Raw genomic sequence first — 20,920 nt, forward strand, 5'->3', positions numbered from 1 at the left:
GTCAGCCTCCGATCGTCTCGGTGTCGGTGCCGCCGGCCCACTGGCTCAGCTTGAACACCACGAACTCCGCCGGCTTGACCACCGCGATGCCGATGTGCGCGACCACCATCCCGGCGTCGCGGACGTCGACCGGGTTGGTCTCCTCGTCGCACTTGACGAAGAACGCCTCCTCGGGGGTACGCCCGAGCAGCGCCCCGTCGCGCCACACCCGGGTCAGGAACGCGCCGATGTCGCGGCGGATGGACCGCCACAGCGAGTAGTCGTTGGGCTCGAACACCATCCACCTGGTGCCGTTGGCGATCGCCTGCTCGATGGAGATCGACAACCTGCGGACGTTGAGGTAACGCCACTCGCTGGCCTCGGCGGCCAGGGTCCGGGCCCCCCACACCCGGATGCCCTCCCCGGCGAAGTACCTGATCACGTTGACCCCCCTGGGATTGAGCACGTCGTGCTCCGCACGGGTGACCAGGTACTCCAGGTCGACCGCGCCGCGGACCGGCTCGTTGGCGGGGGCCTTGTGCACGCCGCGCAGCGCGTCGGTACGGGCCCAGATGCCGGCCATGTGACCGCTCGGCGGGGTGAGCACCAGCTCGCCGGTGAGCGGGTCACGCACCCGCAGCCAGGGGAAGTAGTAGGTGCCGTAGTCGGACTGCCGGGCCCGGTGGGCGGTGCCGGTGTCGGCGTCGGCCGGCTCGCCGGCCTTGCCGTCGGCCGGTTTTCCGTCGCCGGGCTTGCCGGCGCGCGCGGGGGTGGCCACCCGGGTCAGCGTCGAGATGTCCTCGATGCCGGGCGGCGGGTCGCAGATCGCCACCATGGTGCGCAACCGCTCGGCCATGCTCAGCAGCGCCTCGTGCGACACCGGGTCGTGGAAGCCGGGCGCGGCGAGGATGGCCACCTCGTCGATCGCCTCCACCAGTTGCAGCCCGGTGCGCCGCTGCCCGGTGCCGGTGAGTCGGCCGTCGACGCCGACGTTGACCACCCAGCAGCGGCTGCCGCCGTTGTCGAGGAAACCGAAGACCGCCCGGGCCAGCGGGGTGCTCTCCAGGTCGTCACCGGCGGCGTACAGCCGCAGGAACTCCGACCAGCTGGTGACGGCCAGTGCCCGGTCGACGTGCGCGCCCCGGTCGGGAGCGACCCCGACGAACGCGGCGACGGCCATCCCGACCGGCCCGATCGGCCGGGCGGCGCTGGGCACCTCCTCGACGTAGATGCCGGGGGAGAAGTAGTGGGGCATCGGTCCTCCTGTACGCCGGGCCGGCTCAGCGGGCCGGGGGTTCGCAGACGATGACGATGTCCGCGTCGGCCGGGTCGACCTCGGCGGTGAGGGTGCGGCCCCGGCCGACCAGGCGCAGCCGGACCGGCTGGTCGGGCTGCTCCGGGTCGTGCGGGACCCCGGCGAGCCGGAACCGTCCGCCGGAGTCGGTGTGGGTGGCGTACGGGGTGCCGGCCAGTTCCACCCGCAGCGCCGCCAGGGGCTGCCGCTGCGGGCCGACCACCCGGCCGACGAGGTCACGCAGGGCCAGCCGGTGCAGCCGCAGCGGGTGCAGCACCGGTGGCGCGACCGGCGGCGTGGCGGTCACCTGGGCCGGCACGTCGACCAGCAGCGCCGGCCGGGGGGCGACGCCCAGCGTCACCCACAGCGCCGGGTCGCCGGCCTCCAGCACCAGTTCCGGTTCGCCGGCCGTGGCGGCGGCGGTCAGCACCCGGTCCAGCCCGGCCAGCGCGGCCGGGCCGGCGGCGGCGACCAGGTAGCGGATCGTGAACCGGTACGGCGCGGGCGTGCCGGTGCCCCGGGTCTGCCGGGCCGGCCGCAGGGCCAGCGGCCACAGGGTCAGCCCGACGCCCCCGTCGGCGGGCGGGCCGACCGGGACGTCCTGCCCGGCGGCCCCGGCCAGCCAGGCGGCCAGCTCGGCGGTGGCCGTCTCGACCGGCCCCGGCCCGTCGCCGGTCATCGCGGCGGCGTCCCCTGGATGCGGTACGCGATGGCCTCGTTCCACACGTGCGGGTAGACGCCGATCTCGAAGTACCTGGTGAACCGGTTGATCGGGGCGTTGGCGTGGTCGTGCCAGAGCAGCCACACCGGGGCGATGGTGAACAGCACGTAGTTGAGCGCGACCAGCGGCAGGTAGAGCGGGCCGAGCAGCCGGGCCTGCAGGATGTGCACGTCCTCGTGGCGCTGGATGCCGGGGCCGGAACCGGCGCAGACCGTGCCGATGGTGGTGGCGTACCGGGGGGACACTCCCTCGACCAGGTTGACCCGGCAGCTGTGCTGCGAGGTGGGCCGGTCCAACGAGTGGCCGACGACCAGGTGCAGGGCGAGGTAGAGCGCCCCGGCGGCGGTGTTCGGCAGGCTCCAGGTGTGGTCGACGACGAACAGCGCCACCCCCCGGGCGTCCGGGCCGTACACCCGGGCGGCGGCGACCGACCAGCCGAACGGGACGCCGACGAGCAGGCCGGCGACCGCGCCGACCAGCAGTCCCACCGGGCCACCGACGGCCAGCCCGAGCGTCGCCCCGCCCAGGACGTGGACGGCGGCGCTGACGATTCCGTAGACCATGACGTGCCTCCTCAGACCCAGGAACGGACGAAGCGGGGCTGCCGGCCCTGGGCGAGCTGGCCGGGGGTGGCCTGGGTGGGCTGCCGGTTGCGGGCCTTGTCGCTGTTCGGGCCGAGCAGGCGGCCGATGACGTTGGCGGTGAGCAGGGTGGCGGCGCTGGCACCGGCCACGGTGCCGAGGGCGGCCCAGCTGAAGAGATCGTTCACGGCGATCCCCCTTCGGGTGGTGCGGGACGGGTGGGGGCGGGCGGGGTGGCGGCGGTGCCGCCCCGACGGCGCAGCAGGACGGCGGTGACCCCGCCGGCCAGCAGGAGCAGGACCAGGACCCCCACGGACACCGGCAGCCACGGGAAGCCACCCGGGTCGTCCGTGCCGCCCGCGGCGGCCGGGCCGGTCGACGGGGTGGGGCGCGGCGGCGCTTCGGCGATCGCCCGCAGTTCGGCCGGTTTGGGCTCGTTGGCGACGACCTTCCAGGTGACCGAGCGCCCGGTGAGCGTGCCGTTGGAATCGATCACCCGACCGGGAAAGGTCACCGAGATCTCGAACGACATGAGATCCAGGAACCGCTGCTGGTTCTGGGGATCCTGTTCGGCCACCTTCCCGCCGTATTTCTTGGGGTCGAGTGGCAGGCTGAACCGGTAGAGATCGCTGTCGCGGACGAGCTTCACGCTCTCGCTCGTGAAGCTTTTCAGCGGGGTGCGCCGATAAGTGATCTGGGCGCCGTAGAAACGATCGTCCTCGTAGACGGTCTCCTCGCCGGCGGGCAGGGCGGGGATGTTCTCCCGCAGTTCGGCGTAGGCGACCGCGAGGTTCTTGTTGCGGCTGCTGAGCACCGACTTTTCGGCGGTGAGCAGCAGCTGCCCGTCGACGGTGTCGTCGGCGTTGACGGTCAGCCCCAGGTTGAGCTGCATACATCCGGCGAGCAGGGTCAGCAGGGCCAGGCACACCGTGAGCCGTACCGCCCTGCCGTGTCCGCGTCCGGTTCTCATGGGCACATTGTGTGTGATCCACTTCACACCGGGCAGTCGGCGATCGGTCAGATGGCTGTCTCCGATCTTACCGATCCGCTTATCGGTCCGGCCGGTACGGAATGCGTCGACACTCGATATTCTGGACGGTCGACGTCCATTGTCGACCATTGTTGACGTCTGTCACGTCCCATTTCTGGGCCCGCTAGATCTGCGTTAAATCTCGGCGGCGACGGAAAACGAACACGCCGGCGGCAGCCTGGGGACATGCATGCCGACGCCGAACAGGCAAGCCCGACCGAACGCAGCCGCCATGACCCACGATGGCCCGCTGCCACTCCCGCCCGACCCCGAGCCGCCGCCGACCGCACCCCCACCCCGGGTGCGACGCCGGGCATCCTCGCCACCGGTGCCTGCCTGCCCGAGCAGGTGGTGACCAACGCGTCGCTGGCCGCGGCGCTCGGCGTCACGGCCGACTGGATCGTCGACCGGACCGGGGTCCACGAACGGCGGGCCGCCGCGCCCGGGGAGGCCACCTCCGACCTGGCCACCCACGCCGCCCGGCAGGCCCTCGACCGGGCCGGCGTCGACGCCGCCGAGGTCGGCCTGATCATCCTGGGCACCTCCACCCCGGACCTGCCGCTGCCCGCCACCGCCTGCCGGGTGCAGGCCAACCTCGGTGCGTGGGGCGCGTACGCGATGGACCTGGACGCCGTCTGCACCGGCTTCGTCTACGCCCTGGACGTCGCCCACAAGATCATGCGGTGCGACCCGACCATCAGGTACGCCGTGGTGATCGGCGCGGACACCTACTCGCGCATCCTCGACTACACCGACCGGCGCACCTCGGTGCTCTTCGGCGACGGCGCGGGCGCGGTGGTGCTGGGCCGCTCGGCCGACGCCGCCGGCATCGCGTACACCCGGCTGGGCAGCGACGGCCGGCAGCACGACCTGGTCCGGATCCCCGCCGGTGGCAGCCGCGCCCCGGCCAGCACCGCCACCGTCGCCCACGGCGGGCACTACTTCACGATGGACGGCCGGGCGGTGCGCGCGTTCGCCGAACGCAAGCTGCCGGAACTCGTCGCCGACGCCACCGCCGCCTGCGGGCTGACCGTCGCCGACCTCGACCTGCTCGTCCCGCACCAGGCCAACGTGCGGCTGCTGCGCGAGGTGACCAAGGAACTCGGCTTCGTCGCCGACCAGGTGGCGATCAGCGGCACCCACTACGGCAACACCGGTGCCGCGTCCGTGCCGGTCACCCTCGACGCGGCGATCGACGCCGGCCGGGTCCGCCCCGGGGCCCGGGTCCTGCTCGCCGCCTTCGGCGGGGGGATGACCTGGGGCAGCGCCCTGATCACCTGGCCCGGCGGTACGGCCGGCCAGCCGACCCACGAGGAGCCACCGGCATGAGCATCCTGTCCGACTACGCCAAGCGCACCCCCGGCTCGAAGGAACACTTCGCCCGGGCCGGCGCGATGATCCCGGCCGGGGCGACCCGCAGCCTCAACTCCTGGCCGCCGTACCCGGTCTACCTGGACCGGGGGGTCGGCGGCACGGTCTGGGACGTCGACGGCAACGTCTACCGCGACTTCCTGGCCAACTACACCGGCCTGCCGCTGGGCTACGCCGACCCGGACGTCACCGCCGCCATCCGGGAGCAGCTGCCGCACGGCACCTCGCACTCGTTCTCCCGCACCCTGGAGGCCGAGCTGGCGGCGCTGCTGGTGGCGCGGGTGCCGAGCCTGGAGCGGGTCCGGTTCACCGGCTCCGGCACCGAGGCGGTGATGTTCGCACTGCGCCTGGCGCGGGCGTTCACCGGCCGCCCGCTGGTCGCCAAGGCCGAGGGCGGCTACCACGGCACCACCGACGACGTGATGATCAGCGTACGGCCACCGGCCGACCTCGCCGGTGACGTCAGGTCGCCCGCCTCCGTGCCGGAGATGCGCGGCATCCCCGCCTCCCGCACCCGGGAGACCCTGGTGGTGCCGTTCAACGACGTCACCGCGTCGCAGCAGGTCCTGCGCGCCCACGCCGACCGGGTGGCGGCGCTGGTGCTGGAACCGGTGCTCGGCGTCGGCGGGATGATCCCGGCCACCGCCGAGTACCTGACCGCGATGCGGGCCACCTGCGACGAGCTGGGCATCCTGCTGGTCTTCGACGAGGTGATCACGCTGCGGCTGGCGTACGGCGGCGCGCAGCAGGCGTACGGCGTCACCCCCGACCTGACCACCATGGGCAAGATCATCGGCGGTGGTCTGCCGATCGGCGCGTACGGCGGCCGGGCCGACATCATGGGGCTGCTCGAACCCCAGGGCGGCACCGACGTGTACGACTCCCGCTCCGGCGGCCCGGCGCTCTACCAGGGCGGCACGTTCACCGGCAACGCGCTCAGCGTCGCCGCCGGCATCGTCACCCTCGGCAAGCTCGACGCGGCCACCATCGACGCGCTCAACCGCACCGGCGACCTGCTGCGCCGCGAACTGACCGGGGTGTTCGCCGATGCGTCGGTCGACGCCGTCGTCACCGGCGTCGGGTCCCTGTTCAACATCCACGTCGGCCCGCGCCGGGTCGAGGTGTTCCGGGACGTCCGCGCCGTCGACGCCGCCCGCCAGCAGGCCTTCTTCCTGGGCCTGCTCAACCACGGCGTGATCATCGCCCCCCGGGGCATGGGCTGCGTCACCACCTGCACCACCGGAGACGACGTCGCGGCCTTCACCGCCGCCGTCCGGCTCACCCTGCACGACATCACCGAGGCCGGCTGAGAGGGCACGACGATGCAGATCACCTGGACGCAGGAGCAACACGCCCGCCGGGAACGGTTCCGCCGCTTCGCCGCGACGACCGTCGCCCCCGGCACCGCCGAGCGCGACCGCGCCGGGGTCTTCGACACCAAGTCCTGGCAGGCGCTGGCCGACGAGGGATTCTGGACCGCCCACCTGCCCCGCGAGCACGGCGGCGACGGGGGCACCCTGTGGGACTTCCTGGCCGGCCTGGAAGGGCTCGCCCAGGGCGCCGACGACTCCGGTTTCGTACTGTCCGCCGTCGCCCACGCCGGCCTGCTGCACGTACTGTGCGAACACGGCACCCCCGAACAGCGCCGCCGGCTGCTCCCGGCGCTGGCCGGCGGCGCGGTGGGCGCCACCGCCGCCACCGAACCGGCCGGCGGCTCCCACGTCGCCGCCGTCGGCACCCGGGCCAGCGTGCACGGCGTCGACGACTGGCGGCTCACCGGGCACAAGGCACACATCACCAACGCGCCCGTCGCCGACCACCTGCTGATCGTCGGCCGGCTCGACGGCATCGGCAGCCGGGACATCACCCTGTTCGTGCTGGACCGCGACCGGCCCGGTGTCGACACCGGAGCAGCCGAGGACCTGCTCGGCCAGCGGACGAGCCCCACCGGGCCGATCATCCTGGACGGGGTGCCGGTCGGCCCGGCCGACGTCGTCGGGCCACCCGGCGACGGGCTCGCCACCCTCTACTCGTTCCTGGCCTTCGACCGTCTCATGTACGGCGTCGTGGTCGCCGCCCAACTGGAGGCGCTGCTCCCCGTGGTACTGCGCCGCTGTGCCGAACGCCGGGCGTTCGGCGTCCCCATCGGCGAGCACGAGTTCATCCAGGACAAGGTCGTCGGCATCCGGACCACCATCGAGTCGGCCCGGCACCTCGCCTACGCCGCCGCCGACGCGCTGGTCCGCGGCGACGACTCCTACAGCGCGCTCGCCTCCTGCGCCAAGCTGGCCGCCTCCGAGGGCGCGGTCCGGTCCACCGTCGAACTGGTGCAGATCTTCGGGCACGCCGGCTACGACCGTACCGGCGGCATCGAGCGGCACCTGCGCGACGCCGTGGCCATCCGGATCGCCGGCGGCACCACCGAGATGCAGAAGAAGAACATCTACAAGGACGTCGTACGCCGCTACGCCGCCCCGCTCGACGTACCGGTGGTGCCGGCGTGACCGCTCCGACGGGCCCCGGCCGGGTGACCGGGCCCGACGCCGCTGGCGCGACGGGCGCTGCCGGTGCGGGGGAGGGGCGTCGGGTCGAGGGGGAGCGGACCCGGGTGGTCCGCGAGGAGGACTGCGCCACCCGGTGGGGCAACGAGGGCCTGCTGGTCCTGTCCACCCCGGCCATGCTGGGCCTGATGGAACAGACCTGCGTGGAGGTGCTCGCACCGGTGCTGGCGGCCGGCGAGATGACCGTGGGCGTCGGCGTGACCCTGACCCACGCGGCGGCGGCCGGCTGTGGCGAGCCGGTCACCTACCGGGTCGCCCTCACCGTCGCGGGCCGTGACGTCGACGTCGACTTCACCGTGGTCGGCCCGACCGGGACGGTCCTCGGTCACGGCTCCCACCGACGTCGGGTCGTCGACCGGGACGCCTTCCTCCGCCGACTGGCACCCCCCAACAGCTAGCCCCCGAGACCCAGGCGCGTCCCCACCGACCCCGCGCCCGTCCCCGCCCCTTGCTCGCGTGATCAAGAGGTTTGCGTCACCGCCCCGGCATTTCCTGACGTAAACCTCTTGATCACGCGGGCGGGTCGATCATGCGGGCGCGGGGGGGATGGTGGGGTGCCGGAGGTGGTGGTGGTGACTACTGTTCGTCTCTGGTGGGCGGCGCTGTGGAAGGGCGGGTCGGTGGCGACGTCGCAGGTGGACCTCTCGGGTCGGGCCGGCACACCCCTGCGGGCGATCCTGCGTTCGCCGGGTTGGGTGGGCTGGGCGGTCGCCACCTTCGGGGCCCGGCTGCCGGTGGCGATGGCCCCGCTGGCGCTGGTCTTCGCCGGCCGGGCGCTCAGCGACGGCTACCTGCTCAGCGGCCTGCTGGTCGGCGCGCACACCATCGGTGAGGCGGTCGCGGCACCGGCTGCCGGGGCATTGATCGACAGGTGGAACCCGCGTCGCGTCCTGGCCGGGTGCCTGGCCGCCGAGGCGCTGCTCTTCCTGGCCGCCGCCGTGGTGGTCGGCACCGGTGGCGGCACGGCGCTGCTGGTCGTCCTCGTCGCGTTGGCCGGTGCGGTGCCGGCCGGCGCCCCGGGCGGCCTGCGGTCGATGCTCACCCACCTGGTCGACGTGGCCGTGCTGCCCCGGGCGCTGTCCCTGGACACGGTGCTCAACCAGGTCTGCTGGGGACTCGGGCCGGTGCTGGTCGGGGTGACCGTCGCCGCCGTCTCGCCCGCCGCCGGTGTGGGCCTGACCGCGTTGCCCGCCGCGATCGCCGCCGGGGCGGCCCTGCGCCTGCCCGACCCGACGTCGGCCCGGACCGCCATTGGGCGCAGCCGGGTCCTGCCGGTGCTGCGCCTGCTGGCCCGCACCCTGGCGTTGACCGCCGCGCTGCGGGTCCTGCTCGGGGTGCTGACGGTCGCGGCGGTACCGCTGTTCAGCGGCAGCGGGCAGGCGTCGCTCGCCGGGCTGGCCCTCGCCGCGTACGCGATCGGGACCGGCCTCGGCAGCGTCCTCTACAGCCTGCGCGGCTGGCCGGGCGGGCACCAGCGGCAGGCCGACGTCGCCCTGCTGGTGCTGGGCCTGGTGGTCGCGCTCGCGGTGGTCGCGCGACCGCACGCCGTCGCGCTGCTGGCCCTGTACGCCGTCGCCGGGTTCTTCGAGGGGCCGACCGTGCTGGCCCGGTCGCTGCACCTGGAACGGGTCCTGCCGGCGGACCGCCGGGCCACCGGTTTCTCCCTCCAGTACGCGGCGATCGGTTGGGGTTTCGCCGTGGGCAGCATGCTGCTGGCGCCCCTGTTGACCCGCTGGGGTGCGGCGACGGTGGTCACCGGGGCGGGGTTGGCGGTGGCGGCGCTCGCCCTCGCGGCGACGCTGCTGCCGTCGCGCCCCGACCGGGGCCGGTGACCCCTTCACCGGTACGTCGACCCTTCACCGGTACGCCGACCCGGACCATCCGGCCACGGCGGACCGGCGGACCGGCGGCTCGCTGAGCGCCGGGTCGCCGTCGAGCACCTGCCGGTGCAGCCGCTGCAACTCCGGCCCCGGCTCGATGCCCACGCCGTCGGCCAGGGTCTGGCGCAGGTCGCGGTACACCGCGAGGGCGTCGGCCCGGCGGCCGACCTGGCACAGCGCCCGCATCTGCATGTCGCGCAGGCGTTCCCGCTCGGGGTGGAGGGTGACCAGCGCGGCCAACTCCTCGACGGCCTCGTCGTACCAGCCGAGACGCAGGTAGGCGTCGGCCCGCATCTCGATGGCGAGCAGCCGCCGCTCACCCAGCCGCCGGGTCTCGGCCAGGATCGAGGGGGACGGGTCGACGTCGGCGAGCGGGTCCCCCCGCCAGGCGGCCAACGCCTCCGACAGGGCCCGTACCGCCTCGTCGAGCCGGCCCGCCGCGAAGGCGGCACGACCCCGTACCACGTTGGCGTCGAAGAGATGACTGTCGACGTCGCCGCGCGCCAACCGTAGTTTGTAGCCACCCGGGCCGGTGACGATGGCCCGCCCCACCGACGGGGGCAGACTGCGCCGGAGGCGGAAGACGTACTGCCGGATCAGATTGCTGGCCGAGGCGGGTGGTTCGTCGGGCCACACCTCCCGGGCCAGGCGTTCCACCGGGATGAGCACATTTCCGTTGACTGTCAGAACCGCCATCAGATTGCGTTGCTTGGGAGCATTTATGCAGTAGTTCTGCCCGGGAAGTATCACATATGTTCCGAGTATGCCGAACTTCACGAATCCCCCACGATGCACATGCCCCCGTACCGTCATTCCCCGTTGGTAATTGAAGCTAGTCGATCAATAATGACGGTGCCGCGCCATCTCCGTTCGGCTGCGCCGCCGGGGTAAGGAGCACATCGCGCTTGTGGCCGTGACGAAAGCGGTGTGAGATCAGCGGTGGGACGTCCGGCCCGGACGGGACACACCGGGCCCGGGAAAACGGCCACACCAGGAAAGCCACCCCAGGGGAAGAGGACCACGCGCCGTGAACGCCGCCACCGAGAACCGAACCGTCCCACCCCGGGTGGTACGGGCCGCCCGTACCGGGGTCGCGGTGGTCTTCGCCCTCAACGGCCTCGCCGTGGCGACCTGGTTCTCCCGGGTCCCGGCGGTCCGCGACGCGCTCGGCCTCAGCGCCGGCCGGCTCGGCCTGCTGCTGCTGGCCATGTCCGGCGGCGCGGTGCTGGCGCTGACCAGCGCCGGCCTGGTGACCCAGCGGCTCGGCCCGGCCCGCACCGTCGTCGCCTCGACCGTGCTGGTGGCGGTGGGGCTGGCCGGGGTGGGGGTCGCCGCCCCGCTCGGCTCGCTGCCCGGCGTCGCGGTCGGCCTGTTCGCCCTCGGCTACGGCTCCGGCACCTGCGACGTGGGGATGAACGTCGAGGGCGCGGCGGTGGAGAAACGGCTCGGCCGCACCATCCTGCCCCGCTTCCACGCCGCCTGGAGCCTCGGTTCGGTGGCCGGTGCCGGGCTGGGCGCGGGCGCGGCCCGGCTCGGTGTGCCGATCACCGTACATCTGACGGTGCTGGCGGTGGTGGTGTTCGGCGGCACCGTGCTCGGTGCGCGCAACTTCCTGCCCACCCCGGCCGCCTCGACCGCCGACGGTGCCGCGTCGACCCGCCGGAGTGGCCTGCTCGCGGCCTGGCGGGAGCCGCGCACCCTGCTCATCGGCGCGCTGGTGCTGGTGATGGCGTTCACCGAGGGCAGTGCCAACGACTGGCTGGCGGTCGCCTTCGTCGACGGTTACGGGGTCAGCGAGGCCGCCGGGGCCGCCGTCTTCGGGGTCTTCGTCGCCGGCATGACCATCGGCCGGACCGTCGGCACCGTGGCCATCGACCGCTGGGGCCGGGTGCCGGTGCTGATCGGCACGATCCTGCTGGCCGCCGCCGGCTCCCTGCTGGCGGTGCTGGCCGGCTCCGGTCCGCTCGCCGTCGTCGGGGTGGTCCTCTGGGGACTCGGCGCGTCGCTCGGCTTCCCGGTCGGGATGAGCGCCGCCGCCGACGACGAGGAACACGCCCCCGCCCGGGTCAGCGTCGTCGCGGTGCTCGGCTACACGTCGTTCCTGGCCAGCCCGCCGCTGCTCGGCCTGCTCGGCGACCACGTCGGCATCCTGCACGCGCTGCTGGTGGTGCCGCTGCTGCTGATCCCGACGCTGGGCCTGGTGCCGGCGACCCGTCCACCGGCCGGTGTCGGACCGTCGGCACCCACCGGTCCAGTACAGAAAAACTAACAGTCCCCGACCCGTTCCGGTATCGGGTGCGCGGCCGTTACCCCAGGCTGCCGGCGCTGGCTAGGGTCGCCGGATGCCAACCGAGATCACCGCCGCAGCGGCGGGCCGCTGGACCCTGGGCGACCGCACCGTGCACCGGATGGGCTTCGGCTCGATGCGGATCACCGCCCACCCCGACCGGGAGCGGGCGCTGCGCGTGCTGCGCCGGGCCGTCGAGCTGGGGATCGACCACATCGACACCGCCGCCTTCTACGTCTCGCCGGGCGGCACCCTGAAGGTCGGCACCGGCCCCGCCCGGTACGCCACCGAGCTGATCCGCGCCGCGCTCGCCCCGTACCCGCAGGGGTTGGTCATCGCCACCAAGGTCGGCTTCCGGGACGACCCGACGACCGGGATACACGAGGAGGCCGGCCCGGCGCAGTTGCGCGCCCAGGTGGAGGAGAACCTGCGCCGGCTGGGTCGCGACCACCTCGACCTGGTCAACCTGCGGATCGTCAAACGACCCGCGCCGGACTCCGTGGCCGAACGCTTCGGCGCGCTGGCCGAGTTGCGCGACGCCGGCCTGATCCGGCACCTGGGTCTGTCCAACGTCCGCCTCGACCACCTCGACGAGGCGCAGACCATCGCCCCGGTGGTCTGCGTGCAGAACAACTACGCCCTGGACAACCGCGGCGACCAGGACGCCATGGTCCGCGAGTGCGCTGACCGGGGGATCGCCTACGTGCCGTTCTTCTCCCTGACCGGTGGCAACCGCGAGGGCGGGGCGCGCACCGACCACGGTGCGGCGGTACGCGCGGTCGCCCGTGCCCACGACGCCACCCCGCAACAGGTACGCCTCGCCTGGACGCTGCACCAGGGCCCGCACGTGCTGGCCATCCCCGGCACCGGCGACCCGGCCCACCTGGCCGAGAACGTCGCCGCCGGGGCGCTGCGGCTCACCCCCGACGAGCTGGCCGCCCTCGACCGGGCGTGAACGGGCCGCTCAGCCGGCTGTCACCGGGTTCGCAGCGCCCTTCCAGGTGGGGGTGCTCCACTGGAGGGACGCCGAGGAGAGGAACGGGCAGATGGGCTGGTTCAGCCGACGGACCCGGGCTGACGAGGGCATCCCGACCAAGCTCGACCGGGAGGCCACCCGGGACGACCTGACCGCGTTGGCGGACTTCGTGGCCGCCCACCGGGGGGTGGAGTTCTATCTCGAACCCGAGACGACCGCCACCGACACCACCGTGGTGGCGATCGCGCACGACGGGGAGTGGATCCGCCGCCGCACCGGCTCCCCACGGACGGCGGCGAAGCTGGCCCACCGGCACGCGGTGCCCCTGTACGAGGCGGCGAAGACCGGGTACCCGGAGCGGATGCGGGCCTGGAACCGGGCCCACCCCGAGCGCCGCCTGCGCTGACTGTCCACCAGCCGTGCGTGGGGTGCGGCGGGGTCGTGGGGTGCGGCCAGGGTGGCGAAGGCGTGCGCTGGCCGCGTGCGCCGGCCTGCGGTCCGCCGGCCACTCGGTGTGGGTATGTCGATGCGGGTCCTTTCGAGCTGATGACGATGACGGATCGTTGCCTGCCGGGTGTGCCGACCCGCACCGCCGTGACGGGATGGCCGGCGGTGTCGGGGCAGGGTGACCGGTGGCGTCGGAGCGGCGCGGCCCGAGGCGTCGGGCCGGGGCCGCGCTGCGGCGGCGGTGGGGTGGCCGGGGCTATCCGCCCGACCACCGTCCGGTCGGACCCGACCATGCCGGTCCGAGTCGTTGACGTCATCAGCTCGACAGCGTGTGAAAGAGGTATCCCGACCGCCAGGGGCCGGCCAGCCACCGGGGACGATCCACCGGGGACGGGCCGTCTGGGTGCGGGCCGTCTGGGTGTGGGCCGCGCCCCGTTGGACGAGCGCGAACCATCGCCGTCGGCCTCACCACGGGGGCCGACCGGTGCCGTCGTGGGGCCGGTGGCTGCCGTTGACCTCGGGGTGAGGAGTGTGGCAGCATTCGCGGCCTGACGGCAGTGAAGGAAGTCGGTGCGATTCCGACGCGGTCCCGCCACTGTCACCGGGGAGCGATCCCCCCTCGTGGGTCACGACCGTGCGTGCACGGTTGGAAGGCCGGGGGTGAGCGTCGATCCGGGAGCCAGGATACTTCGGCCGTCGGAGAACCCCAGGGCGTGGACACCCGAGGAGGACCCGATGACGCGCAGCGTCACTGCCGACCCGATCACGGTCGGTGATTCCCGCATCACTGTCGAGCCCGCGCCGCCGCGTGCTCCCACCACTCCCACCGTCGCCGGCCGTCGCCGGGGCGGTCGGCCTGCCACGTACCGCTGACGGCCGGTCCGGGTGCCCCGCCGTCGGCGGGGTCGTCGACCTCCGCCGCCGCTGACCGGCGTCCCTCCCGCCCCGCTCGGCCCGGCCCCGTGGTCGAGCCGGACGTCACTCTCCGGAGCTGCACGTGCGCATCCTGCTGCTGTCCACCGCCGACACCGATCTGCTCGCCGCCCGCGCCAGTGCCGCCGACTACCGCCTCGCCAACCCCACCCGGGTCGACGTGGCCGCCGTACCGGCCCTGCTCGACGGGGTCGACCTGGCCGTCGTACGGCTGCTCGGCGGGCGGCAGGCCTGGCCGGACGGCCTCGCGGCGGTGCTCGGCTCAGGGGTCCCCACGATCGTGCTCGGCGGCGAGGCGGTGCCTGACGCGGAGCTGATGGCGGCGTCCACGGTGGCCTCCGGGGTGGCCACCGAAGCGCTGTCCTACCTGGTGGAGGGGGGCGCGGAGAACCTCGCCCAGCTGGCGCGGTTCCTGTCCGACACGGTCCTGCTCAACGGGGAGGGCTTCGACCCGCCCACCCCCACCCCGCCGTACGGCATCCTCGACCGGTGCCGCCCGACCGCCCACCCAGACCCGACCGCCCCGACCGCCCCGACCGCCCAGTCAGACCCGACCGACCAGGCGGATCAGGCGGCCGGACCGGACGGGCGGCAGGGCGGCGGCGGGCGGCCCACGGTGGGGATCGTGTTCTACCGGGCGCACGCGTTGGCCGGCAACACCGGTTTCGTGCAGACCCTGGCCGACGCGGTCGACGCGGCCGGCGGCGAACCGCTGCCGATCTTCTGCGGCTCGCTGCGCGGGCTCACCCCCGGCGACGGGCCGCTGGACCTCTTCGCCCGCTGCGACGCGCTCGTCGTCACCGTCCTCGCCGCCGGCGGGACGGTCGCCGCCGACGCCTCCGGCGGGGGCGACGAGGACGCCTGGGACGTCGGCGCGCTCGCCGCCCTCGACGTGCCGGTGATCCAGGCGCTCTGCCTGACCAGCACCCGGGAGCAGTGGGCGGCCAGCGACGCCGGGCTGTCCCCGCTGGACGCGGCCATGCAGGTGGCCATCCCCGAGTTCGACGGCCGGATCGTCACCGTGCCGTTCTCGTTCAAACGCATCGACGCCGACGGGCTGTCGGTCTACGCCGCCGACGCCGAGCGGGCCGCCCGGGTCGCCGGGATCGCCGTCCGGCAGGCCCGGCTGCGCCACCTGCCCAACGCCGACAAGCGGGTGGCGATCGTGCTCAGCTCCTACCCGACGAAGCACTCCCGGGTCGGCAACGCCGTCGGCCTGGACACCCCCGCCTCGGCGGTCCGCCTGCTCGCCGCCCTCGCCGCCGAGGGGTACCACCTCGGCGACGCGCCACCACCCACCGACGGGGACGCGCTGATCCACGCGCTGATCGCCGCCGGGGGCCACGACGTCGAGTGGCTCACCCCGGAACAGTTGGCCGCCGCCGAGGCCCGGGTGCCGGGGGAGACCTACCGGCGCTGGTTCGACCAGGTGCCGGCCGACCTGCGGGACCGGATGCGGGAACACTGGGGTGAGCCACCCGGTCAGCTCTACACCGACGACGGGGACATCGTCCTGGCCGGGCTGCGGTTCGGCAACGTCACCCTGCTGATCCAGCCGCCGCGCGGCTTCGGCGAGAACCCGATCGCCATCTACCACGACCCCGACCTGCCGCCCAGCCACCACTATCTCGCCGCGTACCGGTGGCTGGCCGCGCCGGTCGACGACGGCGGCTTCGGCGCCGACGCGGTGGTGCACCTCGGCAAGCACGGCACCCTGGAGTGGCTGCCCGGCAAGGGCCTCGGCCTGGCCGCCGACTGCGCCCCCGACGCCGTCCTCGGTGACCTGCCGCTGGTCTACCCGTTCATCGTCAACGACCCCGGCGAGGGCACCCAGGCCAAGCGGCGGGCGCACGCCGTCGTCGTCGACCACCTGGTGCCCCCGATGGCCCGCGCCGAGACCTACGGCGAGCTGGCGAAACTCGAACAACTGCTGGACGAGTACGCCACCGTGCAGGCGCTCGACCCGGCGAAGGTGCCGGTGGTCCGGGGGCAGATCTGGGAGCTGGTGCGCGCCGCCGAACTCCACCACGACCTGCACACCGAGGCGATGCCGGCCGCCGACGACTTCGACGACTTCGTGCTGCACCTCGACGGCTACCTGTGCGAGGTCAAGGACGTGCAGATCCGCGACGGGCTGCACGTCCTGGCCGGGGTGCCCACCGGTGAGGCCCGGGTCAACCTCGTCCTGGCCGTGCTGCGCGCCCCGCAGGTGTGGGGCGGCAGCCGGGCCCTGCCCGGCCTGCGGCAGGCCCTCGCCGCCGGCTACGGCCTCGACGAGCAGGCGCTGCTGGCCGAGCCCGGGGCGCGGGTGGCGGTGCCGGCGGCGCTGACCGACGTCGTCGACGGGCCGGCGGTCACCGCCGCCGACGCGGTGGACCTGATCGAGGCGCTGGCCCGGCGGCTCGTCCTGGGCATGGAGACCCTCGGCTGGGACGCCGACCGGGCCGACGCGGTGGTCACCGAGGTGACCGGTGACGGCTGCCCCGACGCCGTCGAGGTGCTGCGGTTCGCCGCCCGCGAGGTGGTGCCCCGGCTGGACCGCACCACCGACGAGATCACCCACACCCTCGGCGCGCTCGCCGGCCGGTTCGTGCCGCCCGGACCGTCCGGGTCGCCCACCCGGGGCCTGGTCAACGTGCTGCCCACCGGCCGAAACTTCTACTCCGTCGACCCGAAGGCGATCCCCAGCCGCAACGCGTGGGACGTCGGGGTGGCGCTGGCCGACTCGCTGCTCGCCCGCTACCTCGCCGACACCGGCGAGTACCCGCGGTCGGTCGGGCTGACCGTGTGGGGCACCAGCGCCATGCGTACCCAGGGCGACGACATCGCCGAGGTGCTGGCTCTGCTCGGCTGCCGGCCGGTGTGGGACGACAGGTCGCGGCGGGTCACCGGCGTCGAGGTCGTGCCGGTGGCGGAACTGGGCCGGCCCCGGGTCGACGTCACGGTCCGCATCTCCGGCTTCTTCCGCGACGCGTTCCCGCACGTCGTCGCCCTCCTCGACGATGCGGTACGGCTGGTCGCCGCCCTCGACGAGCCGGCCGGGGACAACTACCTGCGCGCGCACGTGGCCGCCGACCTCGCCACCCACGGCGACGAGCGGCGGGCCACCGCCCGGATCTTCGGCTCCAAACCCGGGGCGTACGGGGCGGGACTGCTGCCACTGATCGACGCCCGCAACTGGCGCACCGACGCCGACCTCGCCGAGGTGTACGCCGTGTGGGGCGGCTACGCCTACGGCCGGGGCCTGGACGGGCGGGAGGCGCGGGCCGACATGGAACGTTCCTTCGCCCGGATCGCGGTGGCGGCGAAGAACCAGGACACCCGCGAGCACGACATCGTCGACTCCGACGACTACTTCCAGTACCACGGCGGGATGGTGGCGATGGTGCGCCACCTCACCGGGGCCGCCCCGGCCGCGTACGTGGGCGACTCGGCGATGCCGCACGACGTGCGCACCCGCACCCTCGGCGAGGAAACCCGGCGGGTGTTCCGGGCCCGGGTGGTCAACCCGAAGTGGATCGCGGCGATGCGCCGGCACGGCTACAAGGGCGCGTTCGAGCTGGCCGCCACCGTGGACTACCTGTTCGGGTACGACGCCACCGCCGGGGTCGTCGACGACTGGATGTACGAGCGCCTCGCCGAGGCGTACCTGTTCGACGGGCAGACCCGGGAGTTCCTGGAGCGGTCCAACCCGTGGGCGCTGCGCGGCATCACCGAACGGCTCCTGGAGGCCGCCGACCGGGGCCTGTGGGCGGCTCCCGAGCCCGCCACCCTGGACCGGCTGCGGGAGACGTACCTGGCCACCGAGGGCGACCTGGAGGAGCGACAGTGAGCGCGAGGAGTGAGCCGGGTCTGCGAGCCCCGCAGTCGCGAACCGAGGCCAGCTCAGTGAGCGGGTTTCCCTTCTCGGCCGTGCTCGGCATGGACGACATGCGGCTGGCGCTGCTGCTCAACGCGGTCAGCCCGGCGATCGGCGGGGTGCTGGTGCGGGGCGAGAAGGGCACCGCCAAGTCCACCGCCGTGCGGGCGTTGGCCGCGTTGCTCCCGCCGGTGGACCGGGTCGCCGGGTGCCGGTTCGGCTGCGACCCGGCCGCCCCCGACCCGACCTGCCCGGACGGCCCGCACCCGGGTGCGGGCGGGCACGAGGATCCGGCCGCCGGGCCGGTCGAGCGCCGCCCGGCCCGGCTGGTGGAACTGCCGGTCGGCGCCGCCGAGGACCGGGTGGTCGGCTCGCTGGACCTGGAGAAGGCCCTCGCCGAGGGGGTACGCGCCTTCGAGCCGGGCCTGCTCGCCGCCGCCCACCGGGGGGTGCTCTACGTCGACGAGGTGAACCTGCTCCACGACCACCTGGTCGACCTGCTCCTGGACGCCGCCGCGATGGGCCGCTGCCACGTCGAACGGGAGGGTGTCTCGGTCAGTCACGCCGCCCGGTTCCTGCTGGTGGGCACGATGAACCCGGAGGAGGGTGAGCTGCGCCCGCAGTTGCTCGACCGGTTCGGGCTCACCGTCGAGGTGGCGGCCAGCCGGGACCCGGCCGTCCGGGTGGAGGTGGTGCGCCGTCGGCTCGCCGCCGACGCGGACCCGGCCGGGTTCGCCGCCCGGTGGGCCGCCGCCGACGCCGAGGTGGCCGCCCGGGTGGCCGCCGCCCGGGGCCGGCTCGACGGGGTGCTGCTGCCCGACGCCGCGTTGCGGCAGATCGCCGAGGTCTGCGCCGCGTTCGACGTGGACGGGATGCGCGCCGACATCGTCACCGCCCGGACCGCCGTCGCGCACGCCGCCTGGCAGGGCCGGGACCGGGTGACCGCCGACGACGTCCGGGTCGCCGCCCGGCTCGCTCTGCCGCACCGCCGTCGCCGTGACCCGTTCGACACCCCGGGCCTGGACGAGAAGCGCCTCGACGAGGCGTTGCAGCGGGCCCGCGACGAGCATCCCGACGACGATCCGCCGGACACCGGGCCGGCCGGTCCGGGTGACCCGACCGGCGGGCCGGACGGGGCTGGCCCCGGTGGGCCGGGCGGCCCCTCGGCGGGCGGCCCCGGCGACGGGTCGGGCCCACAGTCACCCGACGACGCCGGTGGGCCGCAGGATGCCACCGGTGGACCGCAGGACGCCGGTGGTCCGCCGGGCCACGACGAGCACTCGCGCGCCCGGACCGGTCCGGCCTTCCCACAGTCCGGGGACGACCGGTGGCCGGACCGCATCGACGACGGCGGGCCGGACGACGACGGCGGGCCCCGCGCCGACGGCCGGTCGGGACGCCCCGACGACGGGTCGGCCGAGCACGCCGGCGCCCGTCCGGGGCGACCCGGCCAGGGCGGCACCACCAACCCGGGTGACCCGGCGGGCGTCGGCTCGGTGGCCGTACCGCAGCGGGGGTTGACGGCCCGGTTGTTCACCGCGCCGGGGGTGGGTGACGGGGTGCCCGGCCGGCGTTCCCGGGCCCGGACCGGGCGCGGGCGGACCACCGGGGCCCGGGTGCCCGCCGGCCGGCCGGCGGCGGTGCACCTGCCGGCGACCCTGCGCGCCGCCGCCCCGCACCAGGCCGGGCGGGGCCGGTGCGGCGGCCGGCTGCTGCTGCGCCCCGACGACCTGCGGGAGGCGGTCCGGGAGGGCCGCGAGGGCAACCTGGTGCTGTTCGTCGTCGACGCCAGCGGCTCGATGGGCGCGCGGCAGCGGATGTCGGCGGTCAAGGGCGCGGTGCTGGCCCTGCTCACCGACGCCTACCAGCGGCGGGACACGGTGGCGGTGGTCGCCTTCCGGGGTACCGGGGCGCAGGTGCTGCTGCCGGCGACCTCGTCGGTGCTGGCCGCGTCGGCCCGGCTGGCCGACTTGCCCACCGGGGGGCGTACCCCGCTGGCGGAGGGGCTGCTCGCCGCCGCCGACCTGCTGCGGGTGCAGCGGCTGCGGGACCCGCGACGGCGTCCGCTGGTGCTGGTCGTCACCGACGGCCGGGCCACCGCCGGGCACCGGCCGCTGGACCGGTCGGCACGCGCGGCGGCCGTGCTCGCGGCCACCGGCGCGCCCTGCGTCGTGGTGGACTGTGAGTCCGGCCCGGTCCGGCTGCACCTGGCCCACCGGCTGGCCGGTCAGCTGGGCGCGGCCCACCACCGCCTGGACACGGTCACCGCCGACCCGCTGGCCGGGCTCGCCACCGTCGGAGCGAATCGGAGCGTGCGCTGATGCCGCAGGGAAAGCCGGAACACGTCCCCGCCGACGGGTTGACCACCCGGCAGCGACGGCACCGCCCGTTGACCATCGTGCACACCGGGCAGATGAAGGGGAAGTCGACGGCCGCGTTCGGACTGGCGCTGCGGGCCTGGACGGCCGGGCTGCCGATCGGGGTGTTCCAGTTCGTCAAGAGCGCCAAGTGGCGGGTCGGCGAGGAGAACGCCTTCCGGGCCCTGGGCCAGGTGCACGCCGACACCGGGCAGGGTGCGCCGGTGGCCTGGCACAAGATGGGCGAGGGCTGGTCGTGGATCCAGCGCGGCGGCGACGCCGACCACGCCGCCGACGCCCTGGAGGGCTGGCGGCAGATCCAGCGTGACCTGGCCGCCGAGCGCTACGGTCTGTACGTCCTGGACGAGTTCACCTACCCGATGAAGTGGGGCTGGGTGGACGTCGACGAGGTGGTCGACACCCTCACCCACCGGCCCGGCTTCCAACACGTGGTGATCACCGGCCGGGACGCCGACCCGCGGCTGGTCGAGGCGGCCGACCTGGTCGCCGAGCTGACCAAGGTCAAGCACCCGATGGACGCCGGCCAGAAGGGCCAGAAGGGCATCGAGTGGTGACCGGACCGAGCCGCCGCACCGACCAGCGCCGCCCGCCGGGCAACGCGCCGGCCGGTCACCCGGGTGGCA

Annotated in this window: 17 protein-coding genes and 1 riboswitch; of the genes, 11 read left to right on the forward strand and 6 right to left on the reverse strand. The window is 74.5% G+C overall.

The features are described 5' to 3' along the window. Position 1: 1 nt before the first annotated feature. From ACWCHM_RS10355 to ACWCHM_RS10375, 5 genes are read right to left on the reverse strand one after another with little or no spacing between them, the layout of a single operon-like run. A complete protein-coding gene (locus ACWCHM_RS10355) occupies positions 2-1,234 on the reverse strand; it encodes a phage tail sheath family protein (protein WP_454222246.1) in 1,233 nt (410 codons plus the stop codon). Positions 1,235-1,259: 25 nt separating this feature from the next. Then, positions 1,260-1,952: a carboxypeptidase-like regulatory domain-containing protein gene (locus ACWCHM_RS10360; protein ID WP_454222247.1), complete on the reverse strand. Its 693-nt coding sequence runs from the start codon at positions 1,950-1,952 to the stop codon at positions 1,260-1,262. After that, positions 1,949-2,557, reverse strand: a complete 609-nt coding sequence (locus ACWCHM_RS10365) for a glycine zipper family protein (RefSeq protein ID WP_454222249.1) — start codon at positions 2,555-2,557, stop codon at positions 1,949-1,951. Before ACWCHM_RS10365 ends, ACWCHM_RS10360 begins: the two co-directional genes overlap by 4 nt. An 11-nt stretch (positions 2,558-2,568) precedes the next feature. Then, entirely contained in the window at positions 2,569-2,763 is a 195-nt protein-coding gene (locus ACWCHM_RS10370; RefSeq protein WP_454222250.1) for a hypothetical protein, read from the reverse strand. Continuing rightward, on the reverse strand, positions 2,760-3,545 hold the full coding sequence (locus tag ACWCHM_RS10375) for an LppM family (lipo)protein (RefSeq protein ID WP_454222251.1): 786 nt from the start codon (positions 3,543-3,545) through the stop codon (positions 2,760-2,762). The genes ACWCHM_RS10370 and ACWCHM_RS10375 overlap by 4 nt, the downstream gene beginning before the upstream one ends. 246 nt (positions 3,546-3,791) lie before the next feature. Here ACWCHM_RS10375 and ACWCHM_RS10380 point away from each other — a divergent pair, with 246 nt between their 5' ends. From ACWCHM_RS10380 to ACWCHM_RS10400, 5 genes are all read left to right on the forward strand, one after another. Next, the gene (locus tag ACWCHM_RS10380; protein WP_454222252.1) at positions 3,792-4,934 is read left to right on the forward strand and encodes a 3-oxoacyl-ACP synthase III family protein; all 1,143 of its coding nucleotides are present in this window, start codon (positions 3,792-3,794) and stop codon (positions 4,932-4,934) included. After that, positions 4,931-6,286 (forward strand): aspartate aminotransferase family protein, encoded by a 1,356-nt coding sequence (locus ACWCHM_RS10385; RefSeq protein ID WP_204960577.1) that lies wholly within the window; start codon positions 4,931-4,933, stop codon positions 6,284-6,286. The genes ACWCHM_RS10380 and ACWCHM_RS10385 overlap by 4 nt, the downstream gene beginning before the upstream one ends. A gap of 12 nt (positions 6,287-6,298) precedes the next feature. Then, positions 6,299-7,480 (forward strand): acyl-CoA dehydrogenase family protein, encoded by a 1,182-nt coding sequence (locus ACWCHM_RS10390; protein ID WP_204960578.1) that lies wholly within the window; start codon positions 6,299-6,301, stop codon positions 7,478-7,480. Then, positions 7,477-7,935, forward strand: coding sequence for a thioesterase family protein (locus tag ACWCHM_RS10395; protein WP_204960579.1), 459 nt, complete (start codon positions 7,477-7,479; stop codon positions 7,933-7,935). Before ACWCHM_RS10390 ends, ACWCHM_RS10395 begins: the two co-directional genes overlap by 4 nt. Before the next feature lie 174 nt (positions 7,936-8,109). Beyond that, positions 8,110-9,369: an MFS transporter gene (locus ACWCHM_RS10400; RefSeq protein WP_454222253.1), complete on the forward strand. Its 1,260-nt coding sequence runs from the start codon at positions 8,110-8,112 to the stop codon at positions 9,367-9,369. 24 nt (positions 9,370-9,393) lie between these two features. Here the strand turns inward: ACWCHM_RS10400 and ACWCHM_RS10405 are convergent, their stop codons facing one another. Further along, the gene (locus ACWCHM_RS10405; protein WP_281897076.1) at positions 9,394-10,230 is read right to left on the reverse strand and encodes an AfsR/SARP family transcriptional regulator; all 837 of its coding nucleotides are present in this window, start codon (positions 10,228-10,230) and stop codon (positions 9,394-9,396) included. Between the two features lie 214 nt (positions 10,231-10,444). On the opposite strand from ACWCHM_RS10405, the gene ACWCHM_RS10410 reads away from it, so the two are divergent. The 6 genes from ACWCHM_RS10410 to cobO all read left to right on the forward strand — a co-directional run bounded on the left by ACWCHM_RS10410 (position 10,445) and on the right by cobO (position 20,851). Further along, positions 10,445-11,686, forward strand: coding sequence for an MFS transporter (locus ACWCHM_RS10410; RefSeq protein ID WP_454222254.1), 1,242 nt, complete (start codon positions 10,445-10,447; stop codon positions 11,684-11,686). A gap of 73 nt (positions 11,687-11,759) precedes the next feature. Then, positions 11,760-12,659: an aldo/keto reductase gene (locus ACWCHM_RS10415; RefSeq protein WP_454222255.1), complete on the forward strand. Its 900-nt coding sequence runs from the start codon at positions 11,760-11,762 to the stop codon at positions 12,657-12,659. 91 nt (positions 12,660-12,750) lie between these two features. Further along, the gene (locus ACWCHM_RS10420; protein WP_088646738.1) at positions 12,751-13,086 is read left to right on the forward strand and encodes a hypothetical protein; all 336 of its coding nucleotides are present in this window, start codon (positions 12,751-12,753) and stop codon (positions 13,084-13,086) included. A 601-nt stretch (positions 13,087-13,687) separates the two neighbouring features. Next, positions 13,688-13,817, forward strand: a riboswitch (cobalamin riboswitch). A gap of 307 nt (positions 13,818-14,124) precedes the next feature. Continuing rightward, complete coding sequence (cobN, locus tag ACWCHM_RS10425; RefSeq protein WP_454222256.1) at positions 14,125-17,892, forward strand: cobaltochelatase subunit CobN; 3,768 nt, start codon at positions 14,125-14,127, stop codon at positions 17,890-17,892. Beyond that, on the forward strand, positions 17,889-20,240 hold the full coding sequence (locus tag ACWCHM_RS10430; RefSeq protein WP_454222257.1) for a VWA domain-containing protein: 2,352 nt from the start codon (positions 17,889-17,891) through the stop codon (positions 20,238-20,240). The genes cobN and ACWCHM_RS10430 overlap by 4 nt, the downstream gene beginning before the upstream one ends. Continuing rightward, entirely contained in the window at positions 20,240-20,851 is a 612-nt protein-coding gene (gene cobO / locus ACWCHM_RS10435; protein WP_454222258.1) for a cob(I)yrinic acid a,c-diamide adenosyltransferase, read from the forward strand. The genes ACWCHM_RS10430 and cobO overlap by 1 nt, the downstream gene beginning before the upstream one ends. The last annotated feature ends 69 nt before the right edge of the window (positions 20,852-20,920 follow it).

The sequence above is a fragment of the Micromonospora sp. SCSIO 07396 genome (assembly GCF_053667945.1).

Excerpts from the sequence above, each read along its gene's own strand:
- ACWCHM_RS10405 (WP_281897076.1), bottom strand. The coding sequence starts at position 10,230 with ATGACGGTACGGGGGCATGTGCATCGTGGGGGATTCGTGAAGTTCGGC.
- ACWCHM_RS10375 (WP_454222251.1), bottom strand. The coding sequence starts at position 3,545 with ATGAGAACCGGACGCGGACACGGCAGGGCGGTACGGCTCACGGTGTGC.
- ACWCHM_RS10415 (WP_454222255.1), top strand. The coding sequence starts at position 11,760 with ATGCCAACCGAGATCACCGCCGCAGCGGCGGGCCGCTGGACCCTGGGC.
- ACWCHM_RS10420 (WP_088646738.1), top strand. The coding sequence starts at position 12,751 with ATGGGCTGGTTCAGCCGACGGACCCGGGCTGACGAGGGCATCCCGACC.
- ACWCHM_RS10355 (WP_454222246.1), bottom strand. The coding sequence starts at position 1,234 with ATGCCCCACTACTTCTCCCCCGGCATCTACGTCGAGGAGGTGCCCAGC.
- ACWCHM_RS10380 (WP_454222252.1), top strand. The coding sequence starts at position 3,792 with ATGCATGCCGACGCCGAACAGGCAAGCCCGACCGAACGCAGCCGCCAT.
- ACWCHM_RS10360 (WP_454222247.1), bottom strand. The coding sequence starts at position 1,952 with ATGACCGGCGACGGGCCGGGGCCGGTCGAGACGGCCACCGCCGAGCTG.
- cobO (WP_454222258.1), top strand. The coding sequence starts at position 20,240 with ATGCCGCAGGGAAAGCCGGAACACGTCCCCGCCGACGGGTTGACCACC.
- ACWCHM_RS10390 (WP_204960578.1), top strand. The coding sequence starts at position 6,299 with ATGCAGATCACCTGGACGCAGGAGCAACACGCCCGCCGGGAACGGTTC.
- ACWCHM_RS10385 (WP_204960577.1), top strand. The coding sequence starts at position 4,931 with ATGAGCATCCTGTCCGACTACGCCAAGCGCACCCCCGGCTCGAAGGAA.
- ACWCHM_RS10365 (WP_454222249.1), bottom strand. The coding sequence starts at position 2,557 with ATGGTCTACGGAATCGTCAGCGCCGCCGTCCACGTCCTGGGCGGGGCG.